The sequence below is a fragment of the Pseudomonas sp. 11/12A genome (assembly GCF_000800055.1).
GTDB lineage: Bacteria > Pseudomonadota > Gammaproteobacteria > Pseudomonadales > Pseudomonadaceae > Aquipseudomonas > Aquipseudomonas mohnii.
Genome location: NZ_JUGV01000001.1, coordinates 1,633,783 through 1,650,409 on the forward strand (window position 1 = coordinate 1,633,783; position 16,627 = coordinate 1,650,409).

Consider the following 16,627-nt stretch of genomic DNA (forward strand, 5'->3'; position numbering starts at 1 on the left):
GCGCGGGCATTTTTTCGCCTGGAGAAAAGCATGACCGCAACTGAAAAAGACCTCGATGTTCTAGCTCGGACCCTCTGGGGGGAAGCACGCGGCGAAAGTCTGGCCGGTCAGATCGCCGTCGCCTGGACGATCCGTAATCGCGTGGACGACGGCAATGCCAAGTCCTGGTGGGGGGAGGGGTATGCCGGCGTCTGCCAGAAGCCGTACCAGTTCAGCTGCTGGAACAAGAACGACCCGAACTTCGCCTACCTGAGCGGTGCAAAGCAGATCCCATTCCGTGAGTTTGCCCAGGCCAAGATCGCTGCTGAACAGGTTATAGCCGGGAAAGTGCCGGATCCTACCGGCGGCGCCACGCACTACTACGCGACCACCATGCCGAAGCCACCGGTGTGGGTGAAGAGCGCCAAGCAGACGTTGGAGCTCGGCCGCCACGTCTTCTTCAAGGATGTGCCATGACAGCCTTTACTAGGCTCTCCCGAGTCCTCGCCAAATCCGAGGAGGATCGGCTTTTCTTCGAATGCCCAGGCTGCCAGATGGTCCACGGGATTTCCCACGGGCCTGGCCCGGGCCCGCGCTGGGGCTGGAATGGAAATGTCGAGAAGCCGACCTTCACGCCCTCGGTTCTGGTGACCTGGAGCGAACCGAGCGACAACCCTGGCGAATTTGACGATGCCTCCAAGGATCTGAAGAAGGTCTGTCACTCGTTCGTGACCGATGGCCGTATCCAGTTCCTGGGTGACTGCACGCATGCGCTGGCCGGCCAGACTGTCGACCTGCCTGATTGGGAGGATGAGCAATGACGCCCGCCGTGCTGAAGACGGCGGTGGCCGGCGTACTGGCGCTGTTGCTGCTGACGGCGGGCGCCACTTGGAAGGTGCAGGAGTGGCGCTACGGCAAGCAGTTGGCCGAGCAGTCCGGGGCTTATCAGTCCGATCTGACCGCCATCAGCAATGCGGCCTCCGACCAGGTGCGCACTGCGCTGGAGAAGCAGCAAGTCGCCGAAAAGATTCGAGACGATATCGACGCCAAAGCAACCAAGGAGAAAACGCATGACCTCGCTGAGAATGAAACTCTGCGCCGCGCTGTTGCCGATGGCGCTCGCCGGCTGCGCATCGCGGGAAGCTGTAGTGCCAATAGCGGCAACGTGCCCGGTACCGCCAGCACCACCAGCCTGGGCAATGGCGGAACCGTCGAACTCGCTCCAGCTGCTGGACGAGCTGTTTTCGATATCCGCGCCGGGATCATTGCCGATCAAGTAGCCTTGAAGGCTGCGCAAGCGTATATCAAGGATGTGTGCCGGTGATTCACAGCGGTCGACGTTTTTGGCTGTCTGCGTAGTGAAGTCCCGGCTTGGCATTATGCTTGATCCAAGATGGCTGTGTGTCTTCGGTGATTATTGGGAAGCCTTTAGCCTTTCGAAGTGCTTCCGTTTTGAATCCAATTCCAAAATACGTGCAGCCTGCAGAATCCCTCCAGGTTGGATCAATTATTTTCTCGTCTGAACCAACACACCATGCATGTTGAGTTATGCCGAATTTATCCGAAGGTATGGCGTAACCTTCGACATAGGTCAGGCACTGATTGCTGAGGGCCAGCTTAAACGCATTCAAATAGCATTCCCCTGACGACGCCTCGGCATATTGTGTCGGCAGGTTCTGCGGCTCGAAACCGATTCCGAACTCAGCGACTAATGATTGAATTCGTCCCTCTGGTTCGCTCCTGTTTGATACCACAGGCTCTCCACAAGCCTGCCGAATAGCATCGGACCGTTTTTGCCATGGCAATGCTCGGAACTGCGCAGTCATAGATATCTCCCTAATTTTTACTGTGCCTGTGTTCTTTTTTAGCTGAGTGGATACAGCCCCGAATAGCTATCATTAAGCTGGTATAACTAAGTCAAATCAATCCATGCTGGCACGAAAAAGGCACTTGCGTAAACGCTCGGTGCCTGATTTGTACAGCTGTAACTGTTACACGGGGGCTCTCCTATAGCTAGGTTACTCTGGGGCTTTGAGCGCCGTGATTGCACCATTTTTGAGGCTTACTGGAGCGCTGGTTAACGCCGCTGTTAGGGCTTCATAGCCAATGGTCATCAAAATAGCCATTAAAACTGCCCCTGCTGCTCCCATTGTCCATTCAGAAACAGCCTTGGCCTCTTTAAATTTTTTCTCCCCATCACGAGCGCGATTCCACTCATGCTTAAGTAGATCTCTTGAGGCCGAGGTCAAAAGTATTATGTCTTCATGAACATCGGAAAATTTCATGTTTTCAAATTTTGTATAAATTCCATCGATGAGGGTAAGGAATTTTTCATTTCTTTCAAAGTCTTCTAGTTTTTTCTCTTTGTCATTGATTCTAAGGAGGATGCTTATCCTAGCTTGGAGCATCTCGGTATAAAGCTCACTGCGCTCCAGTTTCTTTTCCATCTCCTTCGCTGGTGCAAACATCTTTCCTGCATTATCTTTTCTTATGTGTTCGATTAGTGCATCTACGCAGGAAATATATTTTGAAATTTCATCTCTAAGACTGTTAATCCAATTCTGTCTAAACTCTGAGACTTTTGATTCTTTTGTCGAAATGAATCCAGCGTAGGCAATAGCTCCTGCAATCAAGGCTGCTGAAACAACGCCAATCGGTACAAAGATATTTTCCGGGAAAGCCATTTCCTACACCGTTGCGGTAAATTGATGGCTTAGGTTAATGATGCTGTGCATATGAGTCTACTGTGATTCATTTGACAAATAATTTCTCGTACCACTTTTTGTACCTAATCAGCGGTTTCCAGGGGGGGGGGTAGAGGGGCGAAATACCCCCTCAAGCCCTTTAAAACCCCCAAGCCAAAAACGCCAGCTAATCCGCACAACTCGTGCTGCCCCCAATCACTCCGGCGTCATCATGACCGCGAGCGTCATGTTGATAAACTCTTCATTGCGATCTATTGCTACCAGGGTGCCGCGCCTGGCCTATGTCAGAGAAGTGAGCCGCTGACTCACTGGCGCCTGGCTGCTTCAAGCTCTCTGCGCAGCTTATCGTTCTGGTCGCGCACCATCGACAGACTTTGAATTTCTGCCAGCTGCTCAGTGGTTTCCGCTTCAAGGTTGGCCATCCATGCCCGGTTCTTCTGAAGCTCTGCGGATAGCTGGTCGTTCATCGCGACCAGGCTGGTGATGTTCTCTTTGGCCGCCTGCAGCTGACGCTTCAGATCTTGGATGTCTTCCTCGAGCATGCTCGCGTAATGCTTGACGGTTTCAAGCCGGGTTGGCGTGCCGAGCCATTCGCTGGTGTCTTCGATTTCGTATAGGTCCATGGCCGTGCCTTAGTAATACTGTTTTTATATACAGTAATAGAGGCGGCTGAAATTGGCGAGGGCGAAGCGACGGGGAGTGGTTTACGAGTGGCAGAACGCCGGGGAGGTCTTGGCCAATTCTTGGGCCAGGTTTTCGGGGAAGGGCGGAGCGGTAGGGGAACCCTTTTGAATTCAGCTCATGAATTCAAAGGCCGATCCCCCGCTTAACCCCATGTTGACGTCATAATTAAATGTCGCGTCTACCCTCTTGACGGCATGTCGTCGACCAAAAGGTGCCGCTTACTGATGTTCGACATGATCAGGTGTCGAGAGCAAATCGCTTAATAGTCGGGTTAACCTGGTGGGCGAGGGCGGCTGCTCAGTCGGGATGCGGGCGCAGGAATACCAAGCGGCGTGTATAAGTAGCTGACAATCAACGCGGGTATTCTGCGGCTTGCAATCTCGAGAAGCCTCGTTTCCTCAGGTGACGCAAGAAACGACGAGGTTAGGTGAGCAAGTCCCTTATTGGCGAGTCGGAAGACGGAAAGAAGAGACTGCTCTGCCTCTGCTTCCCCGCCGGGGTGGCGTGAAAGCGCTTGAGTTGGGGAGACGCGGGCAAGGGAGCCGGTTGCATTTGCAAAGAGTTCGATACCGATATCGTCTGGTTTGCGCGGACCAATTGGGTTTTGCAATCGGCCGTTTCTACTCATGTTGAGACCAAGAAACTCTAGAAGTGCTCTGCTGTGAATGACACCTGCCTCGATCGCGGGATTGATGAAGGCATTCGAGTTACCTTCGATGGTGAGTTGATCGTTGACAAAGATCTTCATTGGCTGGGCCTCTTGCCAGCTTGTTTTCAATCGAAGCGCAAGGTTGAGTGTTTCGATGGCGCTGAGGCTGTGCGGAATGAAGCGTTCGAGGATATCTTGATTTTTCATTGAAAAGACCAACTATTAAGAGACCTCAAACGAGGTGTTTTTTTATGAGCAGTCACTCCGGCGTCATCATCACTGCCAGCGTCATCTTGATGAATTCCTCGTTCCGGTCGATTGCGTCCAGAGCTCCGCGAACGTTCTCGGCGACTTCTGCCGCTCCGCGCTGCTCGACCCATAGCGTGAGCTCCATGATGGCGGCTTCCAGGGCGAGCTGGTTTTCGTTGATCTTGAATAGCAGGGAAGGGAGCAGGTCTGAATGGGGCATGGGAATTCCTCCGTGGAGAAGGAAAGCGTAGCAGTGCGTGATCTGGCTTGGGGGGATGTGTGCGTTCGGCAGGACGCCGGAGACTTGGGCCAATTTTTGGGCCAATGGTGCGAAAAGGTGGGGGTTGATGAGGCATGAACCCCCTGTAAATGCTGTCTGTAACCCTCAGAAAACCCCATTCAAAACTGCATGGTGATGTTAGCTGTGGAGATCAATTACCTTACCTATCAATGGGTTAGAGCTGGTCTTTTTTTGCCTGATACCGATTTGATACCAATCTGGAGCTTTTCCAGCTCCGCCCAGTCTGAGCTTGAGTTGAGCCAACGCGCATACGTCGTCAGCAACCTTTGGACACTGTGGCCAAGCTGCTGAGCGATGAATGCGGGGTTCATGTTGGACATTGAGCATATTGTCGCATAAGTATGACGGCAGTTGTACGGTGGTCGATAAGGCATCGCCAGCGCCTGGCGTGCCGGCCCCCACTGGTTGTGCAGATCGGAGGTCTGTTTGGTGGACTCGCTGTTCTTCAACGGCGGGAACACCTGGGGCGTGGTCTTTACCAGGCCGACGCCTTTTGCAGGTCGCACGGCGTACTGGCGGGCGAACTCCAGCGCATGCAGTGCACGTTCGTTGAGTGGTACGAAACGATTTTTCCGGTTTTGGTGCGTTAGCCGGGTTCTTCTTGATCAGCGCTTGGGCAACTGCGGCTTCCAGAGTCGCCGAGAGCTTGACCAGAGCATGGCGACGAACACCCGGAGAAGGCCACGCCGTGGCCGCGCAGGAGGGTGGTGGTAATCATGTCAATGCTTAAACAAACAGCCTCAGATCGAACAGATTGCAATTTGGCGGGTGCACTCTTCACATGGTGCTTCCATTGGTTGGTCATTTACTACCAGGTTTGGCTGCCTCACCTTTTCATTCCGCCATCGAGATCATGGACAACTTGCACTCGCGCGGGGTACGCATGTCCAGTGATGGCTTTGGGGCGGGTATTCCTCGTTGAGTTATCTCAAGAAGTTCAAGATTTTTAAACTCAAAATCGATCAGTCTTTCGTGCGTGATATCGCAATCGATGCCGATGATCGAGCCATAGTCAAGACCATCGTAAAAATGGCTCATAGCGTGGGTTTAATCACTATTGCCGAGGGGGTGGAAACACCACCGGCGTAGTGGGAGTTTCTCAGGGATATTTGTTTAGCCGGCCATTGCCCACGGATCAAATTCCAGAATTCGTCAGGAAGGTCGAGGCTCAGCGCGAGATTGAGGTTGCGGATGCGGATGCTCTTGAACTTTCGGAGCAGAGAGAAATTTGGCAATCCGAATTATTCTAGTAACAGGGGGCGATTCATAGCCAGGGTTGAGGCAGTACCGAATCAGTCCCCGTTCCGCCATTCGGATCACGGGAAACGCACCCCGGTCAGAAGCGGAAGATCCATCTGGCAATAAGTGGACAGGAGCATGTGAAGCGCTTGGCCCAAGTCGAAGCGCGCTGAGGCCGGTCAATCAGGGGGCCCGTAAAGTTTGGGTGGGCTGGCTCTCTAAGCCTTAAGGCAAAAAGGCAGTGGCGATGTTTTGGCGGTACGGGCGGACAGTTTTTCGCGGCTTCGGTTCACTTTTGGTTACAAATTGTGGCTAAAATGCCACCGATCATCGGGTGCCGATAAGCAGCGCCGGCTCAAGGATGTGCCCTCGGGACAGCTTTCGTATTAAGACTCTGCACAAACCCCTGGGCCAGGGCTGCCAAGGGGGGCAGTTTGTTCACTTCTGACGTGTGACGATTTCCGTGAAACTCATTATTGCCGCTATCTATGTTGTCTCCATCGCATACGTCCATCTGCGAGGGCAGGTGCGACACAAGCTGGGCCGCCAGTTGAGTGATCACTCGACGTTTCTGGCCCCGATCAATTGCTTCCTTTATCTCTTCTCGAAGATACCCAACAAACCTTTCCTCAATCCTGCCGACTTTCCCGACCTGAGCCCGTTGCAGGCTCACTGGGAAGAAATCCGCGCCGAAGGCCAAAACCTGTTGCGGGCAGGGGAGATCAAACGCTCGAGCCAGTACGACGATGTCGGTTTCAACTCGTTCTTCAAATCAGGCTGGAAACGCTTCTACCTCAAGTGGTACGGCGACAGCCATCCATCGGCGATGAAACTCTGTCCGCGCACCACCGAACTGGTGCAGAGCATCGGTTCGATCAAGGCTGCGATGTTCGCCGAATTGCCTCCGGGCTCGAAACTGGTGCGTCACCGCGACCCGTATGCCGGTTCCTATCGTTATCACCTGGGTCTTGAAACCCCCAACGATGCCGGTTGCTACATCAATGTCGATGGCGAGAACTACCATTGGCGCGACGGTGAAGCGGTGATGTTCGATGAGACCTACATCCATTACGCTGAAAATGCCACCGAGCAGAACCGTATCATTCTGTTTTGCGACGTTGAACGCCCGATGAAGTATCGCTGGGCGGCCGCGTTCAACACTTGGTTCAGCCGCAATGTGATGGCGGCGGCCGGCGCGCCGAATGAGGCGGGTGACAAAACCGGCGGCATCAATCGACTGTTCGGCAGAATCTACAAAATTCGTCTGCGCGGCAAAGACCTGAAAAAGCGCAACCGCACACGCTATTACCTGGAAAAGTGGGCAATCTTTGGCGGGTTGCTGGCCATCTTCATCCTCGTCTGATTCTTTCGCCGAGCCGACCGAGGGCGTCGCGGGCTTGCCTGCGATGATCCTGGGCGGCCCGCCCATTACGTGCTGGCTTTTTTTCTCGCCGCCGGTTTGGCGGACGGCTTGGGCTTTGCGGTCGCCTTGCCTGGCGCCTTGCTGCCCAGACTGCGTTTGAGCAGCTCAGTCAAGTCAATGACATCCGCTGTTTTGCGTTGCTCTTCGCCGGTGGCTGTTTCAACGTCCTCAATCTTGCCTTCGTGGGCTTTCTTCTCCACAAGGGCCATGATCTTGTCTTCAAACTCATCCCGGTAGTCATCCGGCGACCATTTGGCGCTCATGTCCTCCACCAGTCGCTTGGCCATATCCAGTTCGCCCTTGGTCAGCTCGGCCTTGGTCACGTCAGGGCCTAACGCCAACTCGTCCAGGCTGCGTACTTCCGCCGGCCAGCGCAATTTCATCAGCACGATGGCCGATTCCAGCGGCATGAGCGCGGCCAGATACTGGCGGGTATGCAGCACCACGCGGGCCAGGGCGACTTTTTGGGTTTGGGTGAGCGTTTCGCGCAACAGCGCATAAACCTTGCCCCCGCGTTTATCCGGCGCCAGATAGTAAGGTGTGTCGATGTTCTGCAAGGGAATCTGGTCGCTATCGACAAAGGCAAAAATGTCGATGGTCTGGGTCGACAAAGGATGCGCCGAGCGAATGTCCTCTTCGCTGAGCACCACGTACCGACCCTTTTCGAACTGGACACCTTTGACGATGTGTTCCTTGGTGACTTCTTTACCGGTGACCTTGTTGACGCGCTTGTAGCCAACCGGATCCATGCTGCGGCTGTCGAGCCAGTCGAAATCCACCCCTTGGGAAGACGTTGCCGAGACCAGCGCCACGGGGATGTGCACCAGGCCGAAACTGATTGCGCCCTTCCAGATTGCCCGCGCCATGGTCGTCTACTCGTGAGTGATGATCAGGTGACCCATGGCCTCTTGAAAAAGTTTCAGCGGCATTGAGCCCTGCCGCGATGGGGCGTCAACGTTGTGTTACATCTTGTCGGAGGTTTTTGTTAACAAATCCGAACCCCGAGCGTAGCGTGCTATCGAAGACTCTATTCTGGCTCACGTCGAGAGGCTCCCCATGAACCGATGCATGCTTGGCATCATCACGCTCGCCCTGAGCGGCGTCATCAGCCAATCGGTGCAGGCTGAAGTTGCAAGGGCAGGTGCGTCGTTGCAGATCGCCCAAAACCTGCCGGGCAACAACAACCCCTACAACAGCCCGATTCGCCGCGCCAATCCAAACAGCATGCAGGGCACGCAGCCCAGTGCGCCGGCCATCCGCGGGCCGAACACTGTGCCGGTACCGAGGCCACCGACCCTCGATAACGGCGGTATCGGCAATCGCTATCCCCAGGATCGCCCGGCGCCCGCCAGCCCACCCAAATTCATTCCCAATCCGCCTCATCGAGACTCGGACACCCGTAATCCTTGATGGCCGGCAGCCAGGCTGTTGGGCATTTTCCTGACAAAAGGAATCGTGCATGTTGCGTAGAACGCTGCTGGCCACTGTCTGCGCCAGCGCCTTGATGACCACCACTTTGTCCGTCCTGGCAGCGCCGGCTCAGGACATGCAGAGCGAGCAGGGCAGGCTTGAAGTCACTCCGATTGTGACTGGGCTGGAACATCCCTGGGCCCTGGCGTTTCTGCCTGACCGCCAGGGCATGCTGGTGACCGAACGGCCCGGCCATCTGCGGCTGGTGACGCCTGACGGAAAACTGTCGGCACCCATCAGCGGCGTGCCCAAGGTCTGGGCCAGGGGGCAGGGTGGATTGCTGGATGTGACGCTGTCACCCGACTTCAAGCAAGACCGTACGATCTACCTGTCCTATGCCGAAGGCGGTGGCCAGGGGGATAAGGCAGGGACCGCCGTCGGTCGCGGGCGGTTGTCCGAAGATCTGACGTCACTCAAGGATTTTCGGGTGATTTTTCGCCAGGAACCGAAACTGTCGGTCGGCAACCACTTCGGCTCGCGGCTGGTGTTCGACCGGGATGGCTATCTGTTCATCACCCTGGGAGAAAACAACGACCGCCTGACCGCCCAGGACCTCGACAAACTGCAAGGCAAGGTGGTGCGGATCTACCCCGACGGCAAGGTGCCGGACGACAACCCTTTTGTCGGTCAGGCCGGTGTGCGTCCGGAAATCTGGTCCTACGGCCATCGCAACCCGCAAGGCGCTGCGCTTAACCCCTGGACCGGCACTCTTTGGGAAAACGAACACGGTCCCAAGGGCGGAGACGAGGTCAATATCATCGAACGTGGCAAGAATTACGGCTGGCCGCTGGCCACCCATGGTATCAACTACTCCGGCCAGCCGATCCCGGAAGCTCAAGGCACAACCGCCGTAGGCACCGTCGCACCGCACCATGTCTGGGAGCAATCCCCCGGCCTCAGCGGCCTGGCGTTCTATGACGGCGACCGATTCAAGGCCTGGCAGCACAATGCGTTTATCGGTGCATTGGTGACTCAGGAGTTGATCCGCTTGCAGTTCGACGGTGATCGGGTGGTCCACGAAGAGCGCTTGTTGGGTGAGCTGAACAAACGCATTCGCGATGTGCGACAGGGGCCGGATGGCTACTTGTACGTGCTGACCGATGAAGAAAACGGCGGGTTGTACAGGGTGGGATTGAAGTAACGCGGATACCTGTGGCGTGGGGGCAAGCCCCCTCGCCACAGAAAACGGGGCGTTCACTCACAACGATACAAAATGACCGCCGCCCGCAGCTTGTCCCGGCCGAAAGTGCACATCTTGTCGAATTCCCCGTGGCTGACCGGCAGATGCTGGCAGTCCATGGGTTGGCGATGCTGGCTGTGATCCACATCGGGATCATGCAGGTAGACGAATTCGTCGTCGCAATCGGTGACAATCACCCAATGCGGAGATTTCGAACGGGTCAGTCGATAGCTGCTGATCAGTACCAACGGCTGTCCGCCGTGCTCCAGCAGACGTGGCAGGTTCAACGCCCCGCCCATCACACACTCGACATCGGTGGCCTGCAATTGCAGTGTGAACTCATCGTGCACCAGGCGCATGACGTCTTTTTTATGCGCGTCGCGCACACCGTCGAGGAACAAAGGGCCGGCCATGCTGAGTTGCAGGCGCACCCGAAATCCCCGTCGCCAGGCCGCCAATGCCAAACCCTGTGGGCTGCAACCACCGTGACCGGACGTCATGAACACGGTGGTCGCCTCGCGCCAGATCTGCAGTTCTTCGCGGCGTTCCAGCACACGGCCCTGTTGCAGAGCACCCATGGCCATCAGCAGGCAGGCCGGGCCGCAGGTGAAATCGGTGGTTTGCGGGTAATAGGGCACCTGGATGTTTCGTGAGGCGCGGTGCTCAAGAATGCGCTTTTCCAGGCGCAACGCGTCGGCGTGATCCTGGTAATAGTCGTGAATCAAGGCGAAGCGCCGATAGCCATTGCGCTCATACAGGGCAATGGCCGCCGGGTTATCGATGCGCACTTCCAGCCGCAAATAGGCGCAATCGTGCTCCAGTGCACAGGCTTCGATGCGCTCGAGCAATTGTTTGCCCAAACCGCTGCCCCGCGCCTGAACCGCGATCGCGATCGAATACAGGCGCGCCAGCGACGTACCTCGATGGAATAGCACAACGGCATACCCCACCAGGTTCTCGCCGCGCTGGGCCACCAGCAGTTGGCCGTGTGCCCGATTGATCATCCATTGAAAGCTGCGACTGTTGAGCCGATCCGTGGTGAAACACTGTTCTTCAAGTTGCAGTAGTGCCGGTAGATCCTCAGTGACCGCCAACCGAAAAATCAGATTCATATGACCACCGTAAAAGTTGCGTAACGAAACGGGACTTTCGAAAAAGTTCGTGCTTAATAGGAAAGGTCTTGTTCTCCAACGGATCAATCACTATGTCAGCGGTACAGGGTCATTGGCGCGAAGTATCCGAACAAACTTTGCCGACAGCAATCACTTCTTCAACTTATTTAAATGATGCGAATAGAACTTCCAGCCAATTGATTATCATTGTCGAACGCAAGGAAGACTGGGCCTCTTACTTCCCCAGTGAAGACATCGTTACGGCCCAGGAGTACCTTGAGCAAACCCGTGACAATGACCAGGGCAAACGCGTCCAGGTGATCAACCTGTGCCGCAGCTACAAATACCTGGGGCATGGCTATTACTGCTCTCTACTGGCCGAGGCGCGGGGGCACAAGGTCATTCCATCGGTGCGTACCATCAGCGAGCTGACACGCAAGTCCCTGTATGGGCTGGCGCTGGATGACCTGGACAAAACCCTGGAAAAGGCCCTCAGCCATCATCTCTACAGTGACACCGAAGGCTTCACCCTGACCTTGTATTTCGGCAAAACCAACATCGAACCTTTACAGGATCTGGCGCGCCAACTATTTGAAGTGTTTGCCTGTCCGATTCTGTTAGTTGAGTTTCGCCGAACTAACGGTTGGCACATCGAAGGTATAAAGTTTGGTGCCTTGCACAAGTTGCGTGAAGATCAGGAAGATCAGTTTGCGAATGCGCTGGACACGTTTAGTCGAAAGATCTGGCGATTACCGCGATCAAGGCGCCTGGCTCGTTATGATCTGGCGATATTGCACGATCCCCAGGAAGCCTTGCCGCCGTCCAATGCCAAGGCACTGGACAACTTTGTCAGGGTCGGCAAGACCCTGGGTATCGACGTCGAGTTGATTGAGCGCAAGGATTACGCGCGAATTGCCGAGTACGACGCCTTGCTGATCCGCGAGACCACCAGCGTCGACAACCACACCTATCGTTTCGCCAAGAAAGCCGAGAGCGAAGGGCTGGTGGTGATGGACGACCCGACCTCCATCCTGCGCTGCACCAACAAGGTGTACCTGACAGACCTGCTCAAAAGCCATCAACTGGGCATGCCCGCCACCGAAATCCTCTACAAGGAACGACCGGAGGACTTCGAACGGGTTGGCGAGCGCCTGGGTTTTCCGTTGGTGCTGAAAATACCCGACGGCTGTTTCTCCCGAGGCGTGATCAAGGTTGAAAGCCAGCAGGCATTGCTCGAAGCCACGGCCGAGCTGTTCGAACACTCGGTGCTGTTGCTGGCCCAGGAATTCTTCTACACCGAGTACGACTGGCGCATCGGCGTACTCAACCGCAAACCGATCTTTGCCTGCCAGTACTTCATGTCCAAGGGGCACTGGCAGATCTACAACCACAAGGCCAAGGGCCAGGACATCAACGGCGAATGCCGGACCCTGGCGGTTCACGAAGCCCCCCGCGCGGTAGTGGAACTGGCGGTGAAGACCGCGAATCTGATCGGCGATGGCTTGTACGGCGTCGACCTCAAGCAGTCCGGCGACAAAGTGGTAGTGATAGAGGTCAACGACAACCCGAACATGGACGCCGGTATCGAAGACGCCTATTTGCAGGACGATCTGTATTCACTGGTGCTGGAAGAGTTCGTCAGGCGCCTGGAGCTAAAGCGTCGCGGCCAGGCCTGGTGAGCGGCCCATGATCAAAAGTTATCAATTGACCCACGGCACGCTGCACGCGGTCGAAAGACTGGACGCCGAGGTGATGTTGTTCAGCAATCCCGACGCCGCCGAACGGGACCTGCTGCACAGTCATTTCAAGCTGGATGATCATGCCCTGGCCTCGGCGCTCGACCCGGACGAGGTGTCGCGCATCGAGTTTCATCCGGACAACCTCTTCTTGATCTGGAAGCGACCGGACAATTACTCAGGCGCCGACAGCCTGGCCTTCGAAGTGTCGTCCTGCGGCCTGCTGTTTTGCCCGGATCGCTTGCTGGTGATCGCCACCGACGAGGCGCCCCTCAGCGGGCTCGGCAAGCGCCAGCCGCTGAACACGCCACTGGATGTGCTGCTCGAACTGCTGTTCAACAACATCCATCACTATCTGGGGCACCTCAAGGTGATCAAGATGGTTGCCCGCGAGTTGCAGCAGAAATTCAACGCGTCGATGCAGAACCAGCACTTGATCCAGATGTTCAATCTCAGCGAAAGCCTGATCTATTACATCAACGCCATTCACAGTAACGGCGCGGTGCTGACCCGGTTGCGCAATCATGCGGAAAAGGAGCACTTCGGCGCCCATGCCATTGGCCTGATCGACGACCTGATCATCGAAAACAACCAGTGCTACAAGCAGGCGGAAATCTACTCGACGGTGTTCTCCGGGCTCATCGACGCCCGGGGCAACCTGATGAACAACAGCATGAACAACCTGTTGCGCAAACTGACATTGATCAACGTGGTGTTTTTGCCACTGAACCTGATCGCGAGTATCGGCGGCATGTCCGAGTTCAGCATGATGACGGCAGGGACCCCGTGGTGGCTTTCTTATCCGTTGTTTTTGCTGGCAATGATGTTCGGGGCAGGTGGGATGGTGCTGTGGTTGAAGCGTTTGGCGAAGTGAATGTGGCAACGTTCAGATTGCCATCGCGGGTAAACCCGCCCCCGAGTCATTGGATGTATGCGGAATCGGTGAACGACCAAATAAATGGTGGGAGCTGGCTTGCCAGCGAAGGCGGTTTTTCACTCGCCAGTGATGTTGAATTTGATGACCCCTTCGCGGGCAAGCCCGCTCCCACAGGGTCGGTGGCTGTATGCGGAATCTGTCGGCGACAAAAATACTGTGGGAGGGCTTGCCCGCGATAGCTATCTCGACAACGACGCTAATTCCGAATTGAGCCTTTAGCGAAACAACTACCGCGCCGAGTGAAAATTGGCCATTGACTTGCCATCAGCGCCCGGCTATTTTTCGGGCATGACTTCCACCGTATTGCGCTGCCAGCCAAGCATTATTACCGCCATTCCTCATTTGGCGGGCTAGCTCACGACTGCAGCACCCAACCCGCCCTAGAGGCGGGTTTTCATTTTCTGTCTCGGGGCTCTGATCAATGTCAGGAGACGATCATGACCCGCGTGCCCGCCCAACAATCCCTGCTTGAGCATTACGTCAAAAAGATCCTTGCTGCGCCAGTCTACGAGCTGGCGGTGCGCACGCCGTTACAAGCGGCGCCGGCGTTGTCCGCGGCATTGGGCAATCAAATCCTGCTCAAGCGCGAAGACTTGCAACCGACCTTTTCCTTCAAGATCCGAGGCGCCTACAACAAACTGGTCCAACTGAGCCCTGAGCAAAAGGCGCGGGGCGTGGTGACGGCGTCGGCGGGAAATCACGCCCAGGGCGTGGCACTGGCTGCGCGTGAGCTGGGGATCGACGCAACGATCGTGATGCCCGCCACCACACCGGAACTGAAGGTGCTCGGGGTGCGCAGCCGTGGCGCACAAGCGTTGTTGCATGGCGAGAGCTTTCCATTTGCCCTGGCCTTTGCGCTGGACCTGGCGCAAACAACCGGGAAGACTTTTGTTTCGCCCTTCGACGACCCGGATGTGATCGCGGGGCAGGGCACCGTGGCCATGGAGATCCTGCGTCAGCATCAAGGTCCGCTGGACGCGATTTTCGTACCGGTGGGCGGTGGCGGCTTGATCGCCGGAATCGCGGCGTACATCAAATACCTTCGCCCGGAAATACGCATCATCGGCGTCGAGTCGGAACATTCCGCTTGCTTGCAGGCAGCATTACAGGTGGATCAGCGCGTCGTTCTGCCGCGCGTCGGCACGTTCGCCGATGGCGTGGCCGTCGCACAGATCGGCGCCCATGGTTTCGAGGTGTGCCGGTTTTGCGTCGATGAGGTACTGACCGTGAGCAATGACGAACTCTGCGCCGCCATCAAGAATATCTATGACGATACCCGCTCGATCACCGAACCTTCTGGCGCATTGGCGGTGGCTGGCATCAAGAAGTACGTGGCAAAAAGTGCAGCCCGCGGCCAGACCTTCGTGGCCATCGACTCGGGTGCGAACATCAATTTCGACAGTTTGCGGCATGTGGCCGAGCGCGCCGCATTATGCGACGCCCCGGCGTGAAGCGAGTCAGTCGGCAAGTGGACGCCGTCCGTCCGCTTCACGGCTACTCTTCGACGGCTTTATCGACCTTGCTGGAGGCGGACCAGATTCGATAACGCACCTCAACGTCCTTGGGCACGTACAGTACGATCGGCAGCTTGCTGTTATAGCGCAGCATGAATCCGTCCCCGACCACCGGCACGAAATCCTGGTGGCTCTTGCCATCCGGGCACGCCATGAGGGTGCTCATCGGGCCGATGACTTTTTCCAGGCGGTAGAACGGATAGCCCCAACCCTCAAGGTTTTTCTCTTCGAGAATGCCGCCCAGGCGTTGCCGATTGCAGTCGACATTCAAGGTCTTTCCGGCAAGGATCTCGACCTGATAATCATCTTCACGGGCTTGCGGGGTGAGGTGGATAACCTGGCGGGCAAAGCCGCTCTCAGGTTTGGGGAAGGGCGCGACTTCTTCAAGTTTTGCGGCGTGCGCGGCGCTGGATAGCGCGGCAACTATCAGCCCAACGGTGGTGTTAATGGTCCAGTAACCCATGTTGCCTCCTTGCCTCTGTGCGCTGTCAGCGGATACTTAATAAACATGTCTCTATTTTTGACGGCATCGATGGCTAATGCAAACCCGCCAGCGAAGTGTGCAAATTGCAGGGCTTCTGAATGTGTTTTTTGCAAATTGCATGGTCAAAAATCAGTGCGTTTGAATAACTGATTGATTTACCGATGAACTGCACGGCGAAATTCAAGGCATGTTTTATGCTGGAGTAGTTCTCAAGCTGGCCAGGATTTCACATGAGTCAGTGCCGATAGTTGATTGGCAGTCTCACGAAGGAGAGGGTCACTATGTTTTTATCTGCCTTGGAACTACGCAACATCATTGAAAGCAGTTTTCTACCGAAGCGGTGTGAATGCTCGCTGTCGCCGGAGTTATCGATGACGGTGAAAGTCTATGCGGACGGTGCAACCGATCAGCTGGATCTATTGAAGACGGGTATAAACGCAAAACGTCTGAATGGTTGCCGGGAAATCAATGATCTGATCGCCGAACTGCGTTCCGACCTGCAGCTTCACCATACAGAAAGCGAGCACCGCCACGTGGTTGGCAAGGTCGGTTAGCCCGCTGTTTCAAGCTCCGCCGACACGCGCTGGGTCTGGAAAAACGCTAGGCCCAGCGCCAGTTCGAATCCGACCGCCAGCAATATGCCCGGACCGGCATGGCCATTGAGCCATTCGCCGAAACCCAGTGCTGCCAGTCCCCAGCAGCCGACCATAAAGCCATAGCTCAGCGCTTGACGTATGGGGGAAGGCTCTTCATTGCGGACTCGATAAAAAATCACGCACAGCGCCGCAAACAGTACGGCGATGCGCCGTGCCATCAGTCCCGCCGTCAGTGAATATTCGATGTCCCAGGTCGCCAGCAACCACTTGGGCATCACACCCCAGACCAGCGCCAGTAGCAGACATAATGCGGCGGTGAATATCGACAATGTGCGAAACGATAACTGCATGGCGAATCCTTGCGGCAGT

20 protein-coding genes and 1 pseudogene are annotated in these 16,627 nt (G+C 56.0%); 11 read left to right on the forward strand and 10 right to left on the reverse strand.

Annotation, left to right across the window (positions count from 1 at the left end):
- The first annotated feature begins 30 nt into the window (after positions 1 to 30).
- Genes GQ39_RS07605 through GQ39_RS33085 form a run of 3 tightly spaced genes read left to right on the forward strand, consistent with a single transcriptional unit; the run spans position 31 to position 1,303 of the window.
- Positions 31 to 456, forward strand: a complete 426-nt coding sequence (locus GQ39_RS07605) for a cell wall hydrolase (protein WP_047528635.1) — start codon at positions 31 to 33, stop codon at positions 454 to 456.
- Positions 453 to 800, forward strand: a complete 348-nt coding sequence (locus GQ39_RS07610) for a DUF6527 family protein (RefSeq protein WP_047528636.1) — start codon at positions 453 to 455, stop codon at positions 798 to 800. Before GQ39_RS07605 ends, GQ39_RS07610 begins: the two co-directional genes overlap by 4 nt.
- On the forward strand, positions 797 to 1,303 hold the full coding sequence (locus tag GQ39_RS33085) for a lysis system i-spanin subunit Rz (protein ID WP_052193499.1): 507 nt from the start codon (positions 797 to 799) through the stop codon (positions 1,301 to 1,303). Before GQ39_RS07610 ends, GQ39_RS33085 begins: the two co-directional genes overlap by 4 nt.
- Position 1,304: 1 nt before the next feature.
- Here GQ39_RS33085 and GQ39_RS32255 read toward each other — a convergent pair whose 3' ends face one another.
- The 6 genes and pseudogenes from GQ39_RS32255 to GQ39_RS33575 all read right to left on the reverse strand — a co-directional run.
- Complete coding sequence (locus GQ39_RS32255) at positions 1,305 to 1,805, reverse strand: hypothetical protein (RefSeq protein WP_152613971.1); 501 nt, start codon at positions 1,803 to 1,805, stop codon at positions 1,305 to 1,307.
- 192 nt (positions 1,806 to 1,997) lie between these two features.
- Entirely contained in the window at positions 1,998 to 2,663 is a 666-nt protein-coding gene (locus tag GQ39_RS07625; RefSeq protein ID WP_152613972.1) for a hypothetical protein, read from the reverse strand.
- Between the two features lie 326 nt (positions 2,664 to 2,989).
- Positions 2,990 to 3,307, reverse strand: a complete 318-nt coding sequence (locus tag GQ39_RS07630; protein ID WP_047528638.1) for a hypothetical protein — start codon at positions 3,305 to 3,307, stop codon at positions 2,990 to 2,992.
- 332 nt (positions 3,308 to 3,639) lie between these two features.
- Positions 3,640 to 4,224 carry a hypothetical protein gene (locus GQ39_RS32260; protein WP_152613973.1) on the reverse strand — a complete coding sequence of 195 codons (585 nt, stop codon included), beginning with the start codon at positions 4,222 to 4,224 and terminating at the stop codon, positions 3,640 to 3,642.
- A 52-nt stretch (positions 4,225 to 4,276) separates the two neighbouring features.
- Positions 4,277 to 4,486: a hypothetical protein gene (locus GQ39_RS07640; RefSeq protein WP_047528640.1), complete on the reverse strand. Its 210-nt coding sequence runs from the start codon at positions 4,484 to 4,486 to the stop codon at positions 4,277 to 4,279.
- Between the two features lie 227 nt (positions 4,487 to 4,713).
- Positions 4,714 to 5,153, reverse strand: a pseudogene (locus GQ39_RS33575) (site-specific integrase); the annotation flags it as partial.
- Positions 5,154 to 5,485: 332 nt separating this feature from the next.
- Here GQ39_RS33575 and GQ39_RS33090 point away from each other — a divergent pair.
- Both GQ39_RS33090 and lpxO read left to right on the forward strand, forming a co-directional pair.
- Complete coding sequence (locus GQ39_RS33090; RefSeq protein WP_201774170.1) at positions 5,486 to 5,656, forward strand: EAL domain-containing protein; 171 nt, start codon at positions 5,486 to 5,488, stop codon at positions 5,654 to 5,656.
- Between the two features lie 613 nt (positions 5,657 to 6,269).
- Positions 6,270 to 7,169, forward strand: coding sequence for a lipid A hydroxylase LpxO (gene lpxO, locus GQ39_RS07650; protein WP_047538560.1), 900 nt, complete (start codon positions 6,270 to 6,272; stop codon positions 7,167 to 7,169).
- Between the two features lie 65 nt (positions 7,170 to 7,234).
- Here lpxO and ku read toward each other — a convergent pair whose 3' ends face one another.
- A complete protein-coding gene (ku, locus tag GQ39_RS07655; RefSeq protein WP_047528642.1) occupies positions 7,235 to 8,095 on the reverse strand; it encodes a non-homologous end joining protein Ku in 861 nt (286 codons plus the stop codon).
- 190 nt (positions 8,096 to 8,285) lie between these two features.
- Here ku and GQ39_RS07660 point away from each other — a divergent pair, with 190 nt between their 5' ends.
- On the forward strand, positions 8,286 to 8,639 hold the full coding sequence (locus GQ39_RS07660; protein ID WP_047528643.1) for a hypothetical protein: 354 nt from the start codon (positions 8,286 to 8,288) through the stop codon (positions 8,637 to 8,639).
- A gap of 49 nt (positions 8,640 to 8,688) precedes the next feature.
- Positions 8,689 to 9,840 carry a PQQ-dependent sugar dehydrogenase gene (locus GQ39_RS07665; RefSeq protein WP_047528644.1) on the forward strand — a complete coding sequence of 384 codons (1,152 nt, stop codon included), beginning with the start codon at positions 8,689 to 8,691 and terminating at the stop codon, positions 9,838 to 9,840.
- A gap of 53 nt (positions 9,841 to 9,893) precedes the next feature.
- On the opposite strand, the gene rimI is transcribed toward GQ39_RS07665, so the two are convergent.
- The gene (rimI, locus tag GQ39_RS07670; RefSeq protein ID WP_047528645.1) at positions 9,894 to 10,991 is read right to left on the reverse strand and encodes a ribosomal protein S18-alanine N-acetyltransferase; all 1,098 of its coding nucleotides are present in this window, start codon (positions 10,989 to 10,991) and stop codon (positions 9,894 to 9,896) included.
- A 92-nt stretch (positions 10,992 to 11,083) separates the two neighbouring features.
- On the opposite strand from rimI, the gene GQ39_RS07675 reads away from it, so the two are divergent.
- The 3 genes from GQ39_RS07675 to ilvA all read left to right on the forward strand — a co-directional run bounded on the left by GQ39_RS07675 (position 11,084) and on the right by ilvA (position 15,115).
- Positions 11,084 to 12,670 carry a RimK family protein gene (locus GQ39_RS07675; RefSeq protein WP_047528646.1) on the forward strand — a complete coding sequence of 529 codons (1,587 nt, stop codon included), beginning with the start codon at positions 11,084 to 11,086 and terminating at the stop codon, positions 12,668 to 12,670.
- A gap of 7 nt (positions 12,671 to 12,677) precedes the next feature.
- Positions 12,678 to 13,601, forward strand: coding sequence for a magnesium transporter CorA family protein (locus tag GQ39_RS07680; RefSeq protein WP_047528647.1), 924 nt, complete (start codon positions 12,678 to 12,680; stop codon positions 13,599 to 13,601).
- 500 nt (positions 13,602 to 14,101) lie between these two features.
- Positions 14,102 to 15,115 (forward strand): threonine ammonia-lyase, biosynthetic, encoded by a 1,014-nt coding sequence (gene ilvA / locus GQ39_RS07685; RefSeq protein ID WP_081997863.1) that lies wholly within the window; start codon positions 14,102 to 14,104, stop codon positions 15,113 to 15,115.
- 43 nt (positions 15,116 to 15,158) lie between these two features.
- On the opposite strand, the gene eco is transcribed toward ilvA, so the two are convergent.
- Positions 15,159 to 15,641, reverse strand: coding sequence for a serine protease inhibitor ecotin (gene eco / locus GQ39_RS07690; RefSeq protein WP_047528648.1), 483 nt, complete (start codon positions 15,639 to 15,641; stop codon positions 15,159 to 15,161).
- 302 nt (positions 15,642 to 15,943) lie between these two features.
- Here eco and GQ39_RS07695 point away from each other — a divergent pair, with 302 nt between their 5' ends.
- Positions 15,944 to 16,216 carry a DUF1652 domain-containing protein gene (locus tag GQ39_RS07695; RefSeq protein ID WP_047528649.1) on the forward strand — a complete coding sequence of 91 codons (273 nt, stop codon included), beginning with the start codon at positions 15,944 to 15,946 and terminating at the stop codon, positions 16,214 to 16,216.
- On the opposite strand, the gene GQ39_RS07700 is transcribed toward GQ39_RS07695, so the two are convergent.
- Positions 16,213 to 16,608 (reverse strand): hypothetical protein, encoded by a 396-nt coding sequence (locus tag GQ39_RS07700; RefSeq protein ID WP_047528650.1) that lies wholly within the window; start codon positions 16,606 to 16,608, stop codon positions 16,213 to 16,215. The two genes, GQ39_RS07695 and GQ39_RS07700, sit on opposite strands and share 4 nt — an antisense overlap.
- Positions 16,609 to 16,627: the final 19 nt, after the last annotated feature.